Source organism: Streptomyces iakyrus (assembly GCF_000717055.1).
GTDB lineage: Bacteria > Actinomycetota > Actinomycetes > Streptomycetales > Streptomycetaceae > Streptomyces > Streptomyces iakyrus.
In genome coordinates this window covers 1-14586 of record NZ_JNXI01000048.1, presented here as the reverse complement: position 1 = coordinate 14586, position 14586 = coordinate 1, and the positions used below count along the sequence as shown (strand labels likewise).

Here is a 14586-nt window from a genome sequence, read left to right as displayed (position 1 = left end):
GGAGAACTCCATCGGCCTGGTCACCGCCCTCAACCCGCACATCGGCTACACCGCCGCCACCGACATCGCCAAGGAGGCCCTCGCCACCGGCCGCGGAGTGGCCGAACTCGTCCTGGAGAAGGGCCTGCTCCCCGCCGAGACGCTCGCCGCCCTGCTACGCCCCGAGGTAGTCGCTGGCAGTGGCCAGGCCATGGCCTGAGCTGCCCGTGGGCCAGCCGTGTCTCCTGGCCGTCCAACGCGGGCGCGGTTCGCCGTCGTAGGGGTTGCCGCATCCGCATCCGCCGTATAAGTTTCAGGCTGGAACTGAAACAAAAGCACATGGCTGAAGCAGCCATGACGAGATGTAAGCCGCGAAGAGGGGACGCCGATGACTTCCACGCCGAGCCGAGCGCTGGCCAACTACCCCAACAGGTTCGATCCCGCAGCGCTCGATGGCCTGCCTGAGCGCATGCAGTCCACCGTCAAGCGCCGAAACAGCGTGCTGGGCCCTGGCTACGCACTGAACTACCGGGAGCCGGTCGAGTTCGTCTCGGGCCGAGGTGCTCACCTGTTCGACCGGGAGGGCAACGACTACCTTGACGCGTACAACAACGTGCCGTGTGTCGGTCACGCACACCCGCACGTCGTCGAGGCGGTGTCCCGTCAGATGGCGGCGGTCAACACCAACACGCGCTATGTGCAGGAGTCACTCGTCGACTACGCCGAGCGCCTTCTCGCGACCATGCCCGAAGCGCTCTCCAGGGTCAGCTTCGCGTGCAGCGGGTCGGAGGCGAACGACCTGGCCATGCGCGTGGCTCGCTTCCACACGGGCGGCGAGGGCATCGTGGTGACGCGCTGGGCTTACCACGGTCTCACTCGCGAGGTGGCGAGCTTCTCGCCGACCCTCGGTGCCGGGTCACCGCTCGGGCCGAACGTGCGGGTCATCGATGCCCCTGATCCGCGACTCGTCCCGCCGGGTTCATCGCTTCCCGACTACATGCGAAGCCAGGTACGCGGGGCGATCAAGGACCTTGAGCGCCACGGTTACAGGCTCGCGGCGCTGATCACCGACTGCGCCCATTCCAGCGACGGCCTCTTCACCGACCCCGTCGGTTACCTGCGTGACATGGTCGAGGAGGTGCACGCCGCGGGCGGCGTCTACATCGCCGACGAGGTCCAGTCGGGATTCGCCCGGCTCGGAGAGTCGATGTGGGGGTTCAGCCGGCATGGGCTGCTCCCGGACATCGTCACGATGGGCAAACCCATGGGCAATGGTATGCCGATCTCCGGCGTGGTGTTCAGGCCCGAGGTGTGCGAAGAGTTCGGGCGGAATGTTCGTTACTTCAACACCTTCGCCGGCAGTTCGATCGCGGTTGCCGCCGGTGCCGCGGTTCTGGACGTCTTCGAAGCGGAGAACGTGCAGCAGCGAGTTCTCGACAACGGCAGCGCGCTTCGAGCCGGCCTTGAGGAGATCACTCGCGAGCTTCCCCACGTCGCGGAGGTCCGCGGCAGCGGTCTGTACGTGGGCGTCGAAATCGTGAAGGACCGGGAATCGCTGGAGCCCGATCGTGTCCGCGCCGACGACGTCATCAACGACATGCGCGAGCGTCGCATCCTCATCAGCGGCACCGGCGAAGCCGTCAACGTGCTCAAGATCCGGCCCCCGTTGGCCTTCGACTCGGCCGACGTGACGCGCTTCCTCGAAACCTTCGCCGAGATCGCCGGGACGCGCCTCTAGCAGGCTGAAAGCCGAAGGGACCGAACGGTGAACACCTCGCCCCCCGCACGTATCGCCCAGCAGTTGTTCGAAGAGAGCGGCCTGGCGTCGTCCCACGAACCCATCGAGATGAACGAGGTGGATGCCCTCCTCGCCCGGCACTACGGGCTGAGCGGCCGTCTCGAGCGGCTGGCGACCGAGAAGGACGACACGTTCCGGCTGCGGACCGGATCAGCCGACCACCTCGTAAAAGTGTCCCCGCCCGAGGAGGCGGTAGCCGTCGTAGCTCTGCAGACGGCTGTGATGCGTCACCTCGAATCCGAAGCTCCTCATCTCCCCGTCCAACGGGTCGAGAAGACCTTGCAGGGCACCGACAACGTACCGATCGAGACGGAAGAAGGCGGAGTTCGCGTCCTGCGCGTCCTCGACTTCGTCGAAGGGGCCGTACTGGCGCGGACGGACCCCGAGCCCCACCAGTTTGCCCAGGCCGGGCACATGCTCGGGCAGGTGGATCTGGCGCTGCGGTCGTTCAGGCATCCAGCGGACGATCGGCGCCTCGTCTGGGACCTTCGGTACTTCGACCGGCTGCGGGAGCTCATCGGCCACACGCCGGGCGCCGCACACCGCCGGCTGGCTCAAGAGGTGTTCCGCCTGTTCCACGGGACCGTCGTTCCGAGGCTGGGTGATCTCGAGACCCAAATGATCCATGGTGACTACAGCCCCTACAACGTCCTGGTGGATCCGCGGGCGGACGGCTTCGTCACCGGAGTGATCGACTTTGGTGACAGCATGCGCAGCGCATTGATCTTCGATCCAGCTGTGTCCGTCGCGAACCTCCTCGGCCGGACAGCATCGGATCCCTGGCGCGAGGCATGCAGCTTCGTCGCGGGATACGAGCGGGCCCGGCCGATCAAGGACACCGAACTCCCGCTCCTGCCTGTCGCAGCGCTGGCACGCCTGACACTGCGCGCGCTGGTGACCCACTGGCGCGCCGAGCGGGTGCCGGCACGTCGCGACTATCTGCTGGAGCACGCCAGAGACGACTGGGTCAACGTGGAGCAGGGCATGGCCGTCGCCACGCAGGAGGTCGTGGACCGCATGCTGAACACCCGCCATGACACGCCTTGAGCGGCGCGGTGCCCCGCGGACAGTCGGCAAGTCCGGTGGAGACCACTGGTTCGGGCCGCGTACGGTCTCGCGAAGGTCATGAGGTGAGCAGCATCAACCCCACACCACGCGACTACAACAAGGCACGTGTCCTTGACGTGGTTCTCTGCCGTGCGCCGTTGACCCGGAACAAGCTCATCGAGCTCACGGGGTTGAGCAAGGCGACGGTGTCACGGGCCGTCGAAGACCTGCGCTCCGACGGGTTCGTCGTGGACAGGGGAGTCGACGAAGTCGCAGGGCGTGGCCGTCGGTCGACCTACCTCGATGTCCCCGAGACGGCCGGACACGTCGTGGGGGTCGGCTTCGGCGCCTTGACCAGCGGCGTGCTGGTGACCGACCTGCGCGGCCGTGAGATCGGACACGTGGTCGTCCCGACGGCCGAGCACCACGACGTCCCCGCTGCCGGCCGGTGGCTGGCCGACCTGATCGCGCAGGCCGGCGCATCCGCACGCGGGCCCCTGCGCCAGATCGTCGTGGCACTGCCCGCCCATGTCCGCGACGGCGCCGAGGTCTTCCGGCCTGCCGATCCGATGAAAATCTTCACCGGCCGGGAGCTCCACGGAATCGTCGAAGAGCTCGTCGACGCTCCGGTGACATTCGACAGCGACGCGAACGCCTCCTTGCTCCAGGTGCTCACGGACGACGCGAGCATCCAGAACGCCGCCCTGTTCAGCGTCAGCAGCACCCTGAACTTCGCCACCTGTACGGACCGGGAACTGGCTCGGGGACGTACTCCCGCGTTCGGTGACATCGGTGCCCTCTCCTCGGGCGTCGACGACCGCACCCTCAACGGGCTGCTGAGCACCGCCGGGCTTGCGGCGTTCGCTCGCGAACAGGGTCTGGACACCGAGCGCGTCGAGGACCTGTGGCTCACGTCTCAGGACCATCGGGCCCGTGCGGAGACACTCAAGGCGTTCACGACGGCGGTCACGACCGCCGTGAGCACCGTCGCCGTGACACTCGACCCTGAAGCCGTGTACTTCGTCGGCCGCTTGCGCCCCTTGGTGGACGAGGTGCTCCCCGAGGTGCGCAAGCGACTCGAACGCAGTTTGCCGACCGTGCCCCGGACCACGACCGTCTCCCAGGTTCTGGGACTGTCGGTGGCACGCGGCGCGGTGCACGCCTCCCTGGCCATGACGCACAACCGTCTGCGGGACACGCTGCTCAAGGCACGCGCCCAAGGCCCGAAGAAGGAACAGGCCGCGCCGGCGTTCTGATCCGGACTTTGCCGCGCCGAGGCCGCGGCACCGGCTGGGTCACCCGATCCTGAACCGGCCCGGACGCACGAAGTCCAGGCCTTCGATGATCTGTTTGCCGAGCGCCTCGTGCGCGGCGATGTGGCCATAGCCCGTGGCCATCTTGAAGCCCTTGCCGGAGAATCCGGTGGCGCAGTACACCCTGCTGTTCTCGTCCAGCCAGCCGAGGAGCGGATGCCTGTCCTCGGTGAAGAGGTCGGGGAAGGCGTCGGAGCGCGCAATGGTGGGGATCAGGCCGGGGAAGAACTCGGTGACGATCTCGGTGACCTTTTCGACTTCTTCCCGGGTGAGCTCCCTGGGCACGGCGTCGGGGTCGGGGGTTGCCCTAGCGCGCCCGGCCAGCGGTCCGTCCACTGATGCCTTGACCGTCACGCCGTCGACGGCGGGTGCACCGTACATGGAGCGATCTTCGTACCACCGGCTGAAGGCGGGGAAGTTCTCCGGCGAGAACTGGGTGCCGTCCTGGGCGATGAACCAGGTCAGGACGATCCGATGGGTTTCCGTGACGGCCTTGAGGTGGTCGGGCATGAGTTTTCGGGACCAGCCGCCGGAGGCGACGATGACCTTCTCGAACGTCCAGGTCCGGTCGCCCGAGGTGACGACCACTCCGCGGTCGGTTTCGGTGATGCCGTCCACGGGCGTGTTCTGCAGGACGGTGGCACCGTTCGCCTGGGCCGCCGCGACGGCGGCGCTCACGGCGCGGTCGGTGCGCAGAACACCGGCGCGGGGGTCGTAGACAGCGCAGTCGTCGGGGCGGAGGTTGTGCTGGGGATAGCGTTCGGCCATCTCCTCCCGGCTGAGGACGTGGTACTCGGCTCCGGTGATGCGTGTCGCATCGAGGAGGCTGTTGATGTAACTGCCGTTCGCGGTCCCGATGGACAGGCCCCCGGTAGGGGTGAGGATGTCCTGCCCGGTTTCCGCTTCGAGCTCCGCCCACAGGCCGCGGGAGCGTTCGATGATGGGGTAGTACTCGGGCCTGCCGAGGTAGATCATGCGGAACAGGCGGGTGTCTCCGCCCACGGCACTGCGGCCGTGGGCCGGGGTGGCGGCCTCGAAGCCCACTACCGAGTCGGACAGCCGGGACGCCTGCCACAGGGCCATGCTTCCGATGCTGCCCAGGCCGATGACTGCGAGTTGTGCGTCCATGAGAGCAGGTTCCCTTTCGTCTACTCGTGAAGTCCGGCGAGCCTGCTGCCGAATCGGGCCAGGAGTGATGTCTTGCTGGAGCCCCTGCGCTCTTCCCACTGGTCGGCGACACCGAAGAGCCGGTACATGGCATGAACCCCCAGCCAGCGGATGGGTTCCGGTTCCCACTTCCGTGCCCGGTAGCCGACCCAGGGAAGGGTGGTCCGTTCGGTTTCCTTCTCGAAGGCGAGCTCCACGAGGGTCCTGCCGCCGACGTAGGCCGACGTGACGCCGTGTCCCGCGTAGCCGGTGGACGATCCGACCCCGGACACCGGGTCCCAGTGCACGCCGCCGTTCCAGTCCCGTGTGACGCCCAGGACTCCCGACCAGGCGTGTTCCACCTCGAAGGGAATGCCGGGGAAGAAGGAACCGAGCTTGTGCGAGATCAGGTCGATGGTGGACTGGGCGGTCGCACCGGCTCCTCCCGTACCGGACCCGAAGCGGTAGGGAACACCACGGCCCCCTATGGCGATACGGCCGTCCGACGTCCGCTGGGAGTAGATGAACGTGTGCGCGGAGTCGTTGAGGCATTGCGGCCCGTTCCAGCCGATCTGTTGCCATGCCTCCTCCGGCAGAGGCTCGGTCACGATCATCGAGGAATTGACGGGGATCACGCTCCGGCGGCCGAGCAGCGTTCCCGAATAGCCCTCGGTGCAGATGAACGTCTTCGCCGCGGTGACGCGTCCGTCGGCCAGGGTGAGGGTCTTGCCCTCGACACTGTCCACGCGGCTGCTCTCGTAGATCGTCACCCCCATGGAGGTCAGGGTGTCGGCGAGGCCGTAGACGAGTTTCGCGGGGTGGATCCGCGCGCAGTGCTTGTAGAACAGCCCGCCGTGGACGGTGGAGATATTGATCGTGGACCGGAACTCCTCCCGGCCGAGCAGGCGGACCTCGTCGTCGGTCAGCCCGTACTTCAGTTCGGCGTCACGCCTGGCCGCGAGCCGGCCCAGCCCTGCCTGAGTGTGGGCGGCGACGAGTGCGCCACCCTTGTGCTGATCGGCGTCGATGCCCTCGGCCCGGAGGATGTCCAGGACCGCGTCGACACCTGCGACGAATTCCTGCTGAAGCGCCCGACTCGCCTCCAGCCCTCCCCCGGCGCGGGCGAAGGTGGCACGGTTTCCCGGGGGCATGGCAGAGAGCCAGCCACCGTTGCGCCCCGATGCGCCGTAGCCCACCTGCTCGGCCTCGAAGACGGCAATCGAGAGCGACGGTTCGAGCTTCTTGGCGAAGTACGCCGCCCACAAGCCGGTGTAGCCGCCGCCGACAATGGCCACGTCGACGGAGTCCTGGCCGGTGAAACGGGGGAACGAGGGCTTCTTGTCAGCCAGTTGGGCCACCCAGAAGCCGAGCTCTCCGTTTCTGGGTGGTGCCGCGGGGGCTTTCATGGTGTGTCCTTCATCTGTCTCTGGGAACCGCGGGGGTCGGGTGGTGCGGCGGGGGCTTTGTGTCGGACCTGCGCTGGAAGGAAGCCTCGATGGCTCGCTGTTCTGACATCGCGTCGGCCGGCACGATCGGCGCAGGGGTGCCCATCGTGCCGGCCGAGGGCGTCCAGGGTTTGCCGGAGCCCGGTCACAGCCCACTGCTCATGACCGGCTCGCCGCTACACCGCAGTGCAGATCACCTGGACCTCGACGGGACTGTTGAGCGGCAGCCCGGCTACACCGATCGCGGTGCGCGCGTGCCGTCCGTTCTCACCCAGTACCTCGATGAGCAGTTCACTGGCCGCGTTGGCGACCTTCGACTGCTCACCGAAGTCCGGCGTGCCGGCCACGAAGACCAGCATCTGCACGATCCGGACCCGGTCCAGATCACCCACCGCCTGCACAGCAGCGGCGAGCGCGTTGAGCGCGGCATGGCGTGCGAGCTCCTGCGCGGTCTCCAGCTCCACGTCCCGGCCGACAACGCCCTGCCCCAGCAACTCGCCGTCCCTGAGGGGGAGTTGGCCGGAAAGGTGGATGATGGAGCCCACCGTCCGGTGGGGCACGAGGTACGTGGTGCCGGCGAGGACGGGTAGCTTCAGTCCCAGGGCCTGGAGCCTTTCTGAAGCCGAGTCACCCTTGACGGTCTGAGGCAGGGGCTGACTCATTCCGTCACCGCCTTGCTGGGGATCATTTCCTCAGTTCCTCCGCTCGGGCGTCAGGGGCGCGGCAGACCGAAGAGGACGGGGAGGTCGGCGATGTCGGTGATCCGCTCGTAGCCGAGCCAGTGCTCGTCGTGCTCCCAGCCGCGGTCCACATACACCTTGTTCTCAATGCCCATGATCGCCGCGGAGCGCAGGTCGTACATCGGGCTCGCGGAGACATGGACGAGCTCGTCGGGTGTCACGCCGAGCTTGTCGAACATGTAGTCGAACGTGCCGAGTCGCGGCTTGTACATGCCCATCTCCTCGGCGCTGATGATGACCTCGAACGGCGCCTTGAGGTTCTCCGCGAGGCGCACGGCGTGCGCGGTGTCGCTGTTCGTGATGATCACCAGCGGGACCGCCTCGGCCAGGCGGTTCAGCGCCTCGGTGACACCGGGGTGCGGGCCCCACGTGGGGATGCGCTCGTACACCGCCCGCGCCTCGTCCTCGCGGTACTCGAGACCGACCTTGCGCGAGGCGCGTTCCATGGAGCGCGCGACGACCTGGTGGAACGGCTGGTACGCGCCCGTGCACTCGTCGATCCGGTACGCCTTGCAGATCCGCAGGTATTCATCGGCGACCTCGGTCGGCAGCCGGTCGCCCAGGACCTCACGCATCGTGTCGTTGATTCTGAAGTTGATCAGCGTGCCGTTCATGTCGAACGTCGCGAACTTGGGCTTGACGTCGAATCCCACTGGGTCCTCCAGGTGTTTCAGGGGAGCAGCCGCGCGTTGGTCGATTGTCGACCATCTTGCTCGTCGATTGTCGACCAGATGTGTCTGGGCTGTCAATAGAGGGAGGCTCCCTGGCGGGTGATCGGTATAGTCGACAAACGACCAAGTGGTCGACAGGGATCGAGGGAAGGACGACGGGGTGGACCACAAGTTCGAGTGGCAGGAGCAGCGGATGACGACGCCGGACGGCGTCTACCGCACGCTGCGTGCCGCCATCCTCGACGGCACCGTACCTCCCGGTGGCCAGCTGCGTGAGGCGCACATCGCGGCGGATCTCGGCATCAGCCGGTCCCCGCTGCGCGAGGCGCTGACCAAGCTGGAGGAGGAAGGGCTCGTCGTCAAGATCCCCTACCGCGGGGCGTTCGTCGTAGAGGTGAGCGCTCGTGAGGTCGCCGAGATCGACTCGGTCCGGCTGCGTGTCGAGCCCTACGCCGCCGAGCTCTCGGCCGAAGCGCTGCGTGGCCCTGAGCGGCCTCAGTTGCTGCAAACCGTCGAGGACCTCCGCCGGGCAATGGAGAAGGGCGACATCCCGGCCAGCATCGACGCGCACCTTCGCTTCCACAGGCTCTTCTACGACCTCTCGGGGCACGGCGTCCTGCAGAGTCTCTGGAACGGCTGGGAGACCAAGCTGCGCCTTCACCTCAGCGTCGATCACCGCACCTACAGCGACGACCCGCATCAACTGGTCGTCGAGCACGAGCGGTTGGCTGCGGTTGCCCTGGAAGGCGACACCGACGCGTTCCGTCAGGAGCTGGCGGCCCACTTCCCCGTGGGGCTGGGAGCTCAGGCAGGAGACCCGGGGGAGCGCACGCCAGGGCAAGCATGAGGCCCTGCCTCCTTGCGGGTGGTCGCGCGGGCGGGCCCGTTCTTCCCTGAGGGCGCGGGTGGCGGCGCATCCTTGTCCGGGCGAGGCAAGGGCGCCGTCCAGGACCTGGCGCACCGGCGGCATCAAGCGGATTTGATCGTCTTCCTCGGCGGCGCTGTCCGCAGCGTTCTGACGTTCAACGGGCGATTCTCGTGCCGCCGGCTCTCTGTACAACGAACGCTGACTGGTGGTCAGGTCAGGCCATCGCACCATGTCACACGCTGGCCACACGGCAGCGAACGAGTCTCAGTATTGACAATGTCTAAATTTAGCCCTACTTTTCAAGCTCCTTGAGTAGGTGTGCGTGGCCTGGGTGGGTTTGTTCGTGTCTGGTCGGCCGCCACACCTGGCCCCCGCTGAAATCGGAGTTGAACATGAGGTGCTACGACTGCCTTCAGGAGGCGCGCAGCGACACCACCGGCATCGGTGTGTGCTCGCGCTGCGGCTTGGCCGCCTGTGAGAACCACGCCCGCGTACGTCAGGCACAGGTCACCCGCCAGCTCGGCATGGGCGCTACGTACGGCCGTATCCCGGCGCGCAGGGTGGTGTGCCACACCTGCGACACGGCCGAAACGGCCCACTGACCCGGATGGTGCGCTTATCGCATCGCATCATCGGTCACCGAACGCGTCCCGCCCGTCCGAACAACCCTTCCCGGTCTGCCCGGACGCCACCCCGGATCTCTGGAGCGGCGTCCGGGCCTCAGTCGTGGCCATGGCCGGTGCGCCCTGCTGGAGGCGCGACCGTGGGTGACCGGTTGTCGTAGGGGCATGACAAGCGTGGACCGGCCGCCAGGTGTCCAGGGTGTCCAGGGTGTCGACTGGAGCGCGGGCGGGGCGCGCTGCTTGAACCCGGAGGGCTCCATGGCTGCGCGATCGACGAGATTGCGACTGGCCGGAACGGTGCAATCAACTTCCGCTGCCTGCCGGTGAGTTGCTCCGTCACGAACTGTGGCCGTTGCGTCGGATCGCGACGTCGATCGTCGCCGCCGACGGAGGCAGGTCCGGTCGCGCGTGGTACTCCGGCGCCGCATTCATGGTTGAAGTTCGTATTGACACTGCTCGACAGGCAGCCATATGGTCGACAAACGACAATAGGGGGCGGTTTTAAGCCACCATACGGCGCTATGTCGCCGCTGTTACTCGCGAGGAGACCCGAGTGCAGATGATCAAGATTCATGAGAAGCGGGTTCCCGTGGCCAACCGCGTGGGTGAGTGCCCTGCTCCGTCCGCGGAGGTGGCTCGATGAGCCAGTCCATGACGTCGGCAGCGAACACCGGCTCGGCTTCCGACCGGCTCCAGGCTCTGGGGCTGGTCCTTCCGGAGCTCCGTGACAACCCGTACTACGTGCACCACCGGAGTGTGGACTCCAGCATCTACATCTCGGGCCAACTGCCTTACCAGGACGGCTGGTTGCTGGGGCAGGGCATTGTCGGCCGGGACGTCGACCTGGAGACGGCGCGTGAGTTCGCGCGTCATGCCGCGCTGAACTGCCTTTCCGCCGCTGTGCAGGCGGTGGGTGATCTGGACCGGGTCCGGATCGTCCAAATGCTGGTCTTCGTGGCCAGTACGCCGGACTTCGGTGAGCAGTCGAAGGTCGCCAACGCGGCCAGTGAGCTCCTCATCGAGGTGCTGGGTGAGAACGGGCGGCACGCCCGCACCGCGATCGGCGTCGCCGGGCTGCCGGTCAACAGCCCGGTCGAGATCCAGATGGTCTGCACCGCGGTGTAGAGCGCCCAAGACGGCGGTGTACTCGAGCCCGCGCTCCGCGGGCCGCGCGCATTAGGCAGCAGAGGGGAGCCGGCAACCGCGCCCCCGATCATTCCCAGGCAGAATCACAAGGAGGGCAGCGTGAACCGGCTGCAACAGGCACTCGACGCTCTGGTCGAGCGGATCGACACCCCCGCGCCGATCGTCCTGGTCGACGTCATGCAGGGCAACATCGACCGCATACAGAGCTTCGCCGACCAGCGCAACCTCAACGTCAGGCCGCACGTCAAGACGCACAAGTGCGTGGAGATCGGGCGCCGCCAGACCGAGGCCGGCGCGGTCGGGATCACCGCGGGAAACGTCGGTGAGGCCGAGGTCTTCGCCGCTGCCGGGTTCGACGACATCTTCCTCGCCTACCCGATCTGGGCCGCGGGATCGAAGAAGCCCCGGATCCGCCGGCTCGCCGAGTCGGCCCGACTGCGGGTCGGCGTCGACAACGTCGCGGCGATCGATGCCCTCGCCGACGCGATGGGAGACGAACCGGACCGCCTACAGGTCGTGATCGAGATCGACTGCGGCGCGCGTCGTTCCGGGGCGCCGCCCGAGGTCGCGGGCGATCTCGCGCTCGCCGCCCGCAAGCGCGGTCTGGTGCCGGCGGGCGTCTTCACCTATCCCGGTCACGGCTGCGTCGACCGGGACGCTCGCCGGAACGCCGCGCAGGACCAGGAAGCCGCTCTCACCACCGCGGTACGCGGCCTCGAAGGCGTCGGTGTCACAGCAGAGGTGGTCAGCGCCGGCTCCACTCCGACCCTCGAGTTCGCCACCAGCAGCGTGATCACCGAGATCCGTCCCGGCGAGTACGTCTTCGGCGATCTGAACAACGCCCGGCTGGGTGCCTGCACGGAGGACCAGATCGCGCTGTTCGTCGCCGGGACCGTGGTCAGTGACTGGGTCCCCGACCAGGTCATCGTCGATGTGGGCAACAAGGCCCTCAGCAAAGAAGGCAGCCCCGAGATCGGCTACGGCGGCATCGCCGGCACGAAGGCGGTCCTGTCCAAGGTCAACGAGTACCACGGGTTCCTCCCGCTGCCGGACGGCGAGTTCCGCCCCGGCGTCGGCAGCGTCGTCCCCGTGGTGCCGAACCACGTGTGCCCGGTCGTCCTCGGTTTCGAGGAACTGATCGTCACCGACAGCACGGGCACGTCGCTGGAGCGGTGGCCGGTCGACGCCCGCGGATTCCTCAACTGACCGGCGCCGGGGAGGGGCCCTCGTACCCGAGCCCGCGACCCGGCCGACCTCCCCCGCAAAGGAGTGCCCGACATGAGACTCAACAACGTCACGGCCTTGGTGACCGGTGCCAGCAGTGGCATCGGGGAAGCCGTGAGTTCCCACTTCCGCCGCGAGGGCGCGCGACTGCTGCTCACCGGCCGCAGGGAGCGACTCGACAGCGCCCAGCCCGACGACCTGTACGTCCCCGGAGACCTCAACGACGAGGCGTTCGTCGAGCGCCTGGCCAAGCAGGCCGCGGAGTCCTTCGGCACCGTCGACGTCGTCGTCCTCAACCACGGCCTTCAGGCGGTCAGTCCGCTGACCGAGATGGCCTGTGAGGACGCGAAGCGCGTGCTGGAGAGCAACCTGCTCAGCGCGTTCCTGGTGATGAAGCACTTCGCGCCGCTGATGCCCGAGACAGGGGGATCGTTCGTCTGCGTCAGTTCCCGGCTGGGCATGGTGGGCATGGCCGGACAGGTCCTGTATTCCGCCGCCAAGGGCGGCCTCATCATGCTCGCCAAGGGCGCGGCGATCGAATGGGCCCCGCGCAACATCCGCGTCAACGTCGTCGCTCCGGGTCTGACCGTCACTCCGGTCATCGAAGCGGCGTTCCAGCGCAGGCCCGACCCCGAGGCCTACCGCCGCCAGCGCGAGAGCACGATCCCGCTCCAACGCCTCGCCACCCCCGAAGAGGTCGCCGACGCGGTGCTCTTCTTCGCCTCCTCCGAGTCGTCGTACGTGACCGGATCGGTCCTGACCGTCGACGGCGGGTACACCGCTTCCTGAACGACCCTGCCGGGCATCACCACCAGCGATGGGCCGAACGACCTGCTCTTCCGTCGCGCCGACTGCCCCGCGCGACCGCTGAACGCGGCATGGCCGATCGACCACGAGTCGAACGCAGGCCGCAGTCGCCGCAGTCGCCGCACTCGAAGCGCGCCACCCACCATGCGCCCGGGCCGGCCACCTCTCACGAAGCCGTCCGCTGAGCAACGTCGCCTGGGCCGGGCGGACCGTTCGGCACGTCCCCCGAACGCTAGCCCGCACCCTCACCATGGCCTTCATGCCGCGGGCTGCGGGGAGACCGCCGCCACCCTGCCGGTCACGGCCTGCGTGCCTCCGGCTCCTTACCGCCACTCGCCCGGCCTTCCAGACGGCGTCGCCCCGACACGAGGTCGTCGGGGACTTCGATCCACTGCGATCCGCACCCAAAGCGGCGACCGCAACACGAACGGCACATGCTTCCGCCCGTGTTGCTCGCCCCGCATCACCCCCTCCGCACCTGCGAGGTAAAGCCCCGCACAGCTGGTCCCATGCATCCTGTATGAGGAGAATTGTCATGAGTGATTCCCAGATCGGCCGTACGCAGTGCGACCTGATCAACAACTCGATGATGTCGCACACCAAGTACGTCCAGCAGGACGCGCTGGAGAAGCTGGACCTCGACCGGATCAAGAGCGTGAAGAGCGCGAAGATCCCCGATGCCCAGATCACCGACCATGCGATCGGCCACGCCTTCTACGGCCAGTGCATCGGGTACCGCACGGATGCGTTCGGGGGAAAGAAGCCGGAGTCGTGGGCCGACTTCTGGGACACCAAGGTGTTCAAGGGCGGCCGTTCCATGTGCAACCCGGACGGTGACCTGCCGGAGCTGGAGTTCGCGCTGCTGGCCGACGGTGTCCCGATGGACAAGCTGTATCCGCTGGATGTGGACCGCGCCTTCAAGGTGCTGACCCGGCTGCGGGGTGACATCAAGAAGTTCTGGGACAGCGGCCCGCTGCCCGGCGTGCTGCTCAGCCGCCAGGAGGTCACGATGTCGACCGTCTGGGACGGCCGCCTCGCCGACCTGGAGAAGCAGGGCGTCCCGGTCACCAGGCAGCTCAACGGTATGCGCCGCCAGTTCTCGGGCTATGGTTCGTCACCTTCCTCGGCTCCTCCGGGTCGGGCAAGACCACGACGCTGATGATGATCGCCGGGTTCTGTGAACCCGACTCCGGCACCATCACCGTCGGAGACCGGGATGTGACGAGGCTGGCCCCGCAGCTGGTGATGTCGGACCGTATCGCGGTGATGCGCAACGGTCTGATCGAGCAGTTCGACACCCCCCGTGAGCTGTTCGAGCGGCCGAAGACGCCGTTCGTCGCGGACTTCCTCGGCGCGGCGAACTTCCTGCCCGGACGTATCGAGCAGCACACCGACGCCCACACCCTGGTCCGCCTCGACAACAGTGGCGGCCTGCTCAAGGCCCGCCGTCACGACCTCGCCACGGGTACCGAGGTGAAGGTCGCTGTGCAGCCGGGCCGGCTGCGGGCCTGTGCCGCCGACGACGGGTTCTGTACCGGAACCGTCGAGACCGCCACCTACGTCGGCACCCTCGTGCGCGCGGGTGTGCGGATCGACGGTGGTGACGGGCCGCTGCTGCGCCTGGAGGTCCCCGCCGGCCGCGGACCGGTCGCCGGTGAGCGGGTCGGCATCTGCGCGGATCCCGAGGACGTCAACCTCTTCGCCGACGAACAGGCGGGGTGAGTCATGGCCGCCACCCTCACCGCGGGGGCTCCCGCTGGTTCGCGCAAGTTGCTGGCT

The 14586-nt window shown here is 67.5% G+C and carries 14 protein-coding genes and 1 pseudogene; 11 read left to right on the top strand and 4 right to left on the bottom strand.

The window, feature by feature from the left end; all coding sequences use genetic code 11:
- The 4 genes from OO68_RS40845 to OO68_RS40830 form a co-directional block, all read left to right on the top strand.
- Positions 1-199 (top strand): hypothetical protein (locus tag OO68_RS40845; protein WP_033314565.1); only part of this gene is annotated, 199 nt, incomplete at its 5' end.
- A gap of 168 nt (positions 200-367) precedes the next feature.
- Positions 368-1717, top strand: coding sequence for an aspartate aminotransferase family protein (locus OO68_RS40840; RefSeq protein WP_033314564.1), 1350 nt, complete (start codon positions 368-370; stop codon positions 1715-1717).
- Between the two features lie 27 nt (positions 1718-1744).
- Positions 1745-2824, top strand: a complete 1080-nt coding sequence (locus OO68_RS40835; RefSeq protein ID WP_033314563.1) for a phosphotransferase — start codon at positions 1745-1747, stop codon at positions 2822-2824.
- A gap of 83 nt (positions 2825-2907) precedes the next feature.
- Entirely contained in the window at positions 2908-4080 is a 1173-nt protein-coding gene (locus OO68_RS40830; RefSeq protein ID WP_033314562.1) for an ROK family transcriptional regulator, read from the top strand.
- Positions 4081-4119: 39 nt separating this feature from the next.
- On the opposite strand, the gene solA is transcribed toward OO68_RS40830, so the two are convergent.
- The 4 genes from solA to OO68_RS40810 form a co-directional block, all read right to left on the bottom strand.
- On the bottom strand, positions 4120-5265 hold the full coding sequence (gene solA, locus OO68_RS40825) for an N-methyl-L-tryptophan oxidase (RefSeq protein ID WP_033314561.1): 1146 nt from the start codon (positions 5263-5265) through the stop codon (positions 4120-4122).
- 20 nt (positions 5266-5285) lie between these two features.
- Positions 5286-6689, bottom strand: coding sequence for an NAD(P)/FAD-dependent oxidoreductase (locus OO68_RS40820; RefSeq protein WP_033314560.1), 1404 nt, complete (start codon positions 6687-6689; stop codon positions 5286-5288).
- A gap of 215 nt (positions 6690-6904) precedes the next feature.
- Complete coding sequence (locus OO68_RS40815; RefSeq protein ID WP_033314559.1) at positions 6905-7390, bottom strand: RidA family protein; 486 nt, start codon at positions 7388-7390, stop codon at positions 6905-6907.
- Between the two features lie 50 nt (positions 7391-7440).
- The gene (locus OO68_RS40810; protein ID WP_033314558.1) at positions 7441-8121 is read right to left on the bottom strand and encodes a haloacid dehalogenase type II; all 681 of its coding nucleotides are present in this window, start codon (positions 8119-8121) and stop codon (positions 7441-7443) included.
- A 178-nt stretch (positions 8122-8299) separates the two neighbouring features.
- Here OO68_RS40810 and OO68_RS40805 point away from each other — a divergent pair, with 178 nt between their 5' ends.
- From OO68_RS40805 to OO68_RS40775, 7 genes and pseudogenes are all read left to right on the top strand, one after another.
- Positions 8300-8986, top strand: a complete 687-nt coding sequence (locus OO68_RS40805; protein WP_033314557.1) for a GntR family transcriptional regulator — start codon at positions 8300-8302, stop codon at positions 8984-8986.
- Between the two features lie 413 nt (positions 8987-9399).
- The gene (locus tag OO68_RS40800) at positions 9400-9609 is read left to right on the top strand and encodes a DUF2180 family protein (RefSeq protein WP_033314556.1); all 210 of its coding nucleotides are present in this window, start codon (positions 9400-9402) and stop codon (positions 9607-9609) included.
- A 660-nt stretch (positions 9610-10269) separates the two neighbouring features.
- Positions 10270-10755, top strand: coding sequence for a RidA family protein (locus tag OO68_RS40795; RefSeq protein ID WP_051815017.1), 486 nt, complete (start codon positions 10270-10272; stop codon positions 10753-10755).
- 120 nt (positions 10756-10875) lie between these two features.
- On the top strand, positions 10876-11982 hold the full coding sequence (locus tag OO68_RS40790; RefSeq protein WP_033314554.1) for an alanine racemase: 1107 nt from the start codon (positions 10876-10878) through the stop codon (positions 11980-11982).
- Between the two features lie 72 nt (positions 11983-12054).
- A complete protein-coding gene (locus OO68_RS40785) occupies positions 12055-12789 on the top strand; it encodes an SDR family NAD(P)-dependent oxidoreductase (protein WP_033314553.1) in 735 nt (244 codons plus the stop codon).
- 268 nt (positions 12790-13057) lie between these two features.
- A complete protein-coding gene (locus OO68_RS48560) occupies positions 13058-13966 on the top strand; it encodes an extracellular solute-binding protein (RefSeq protein WP_342449675.1) in 909 nt (302 codons plus the stop codon).
- Positions 13918-14529: pseudogene (locus OO68_RS40775) on the top strand (TOBE domain-containing protein); the annotation flags it as partial. The gene OO68_RS48560 and the pseudogene OO68_RS40775, both read left to right, overlap by 49 nt.
- Positions 14530-14586 lie beyond the last annotated feature (57 nt).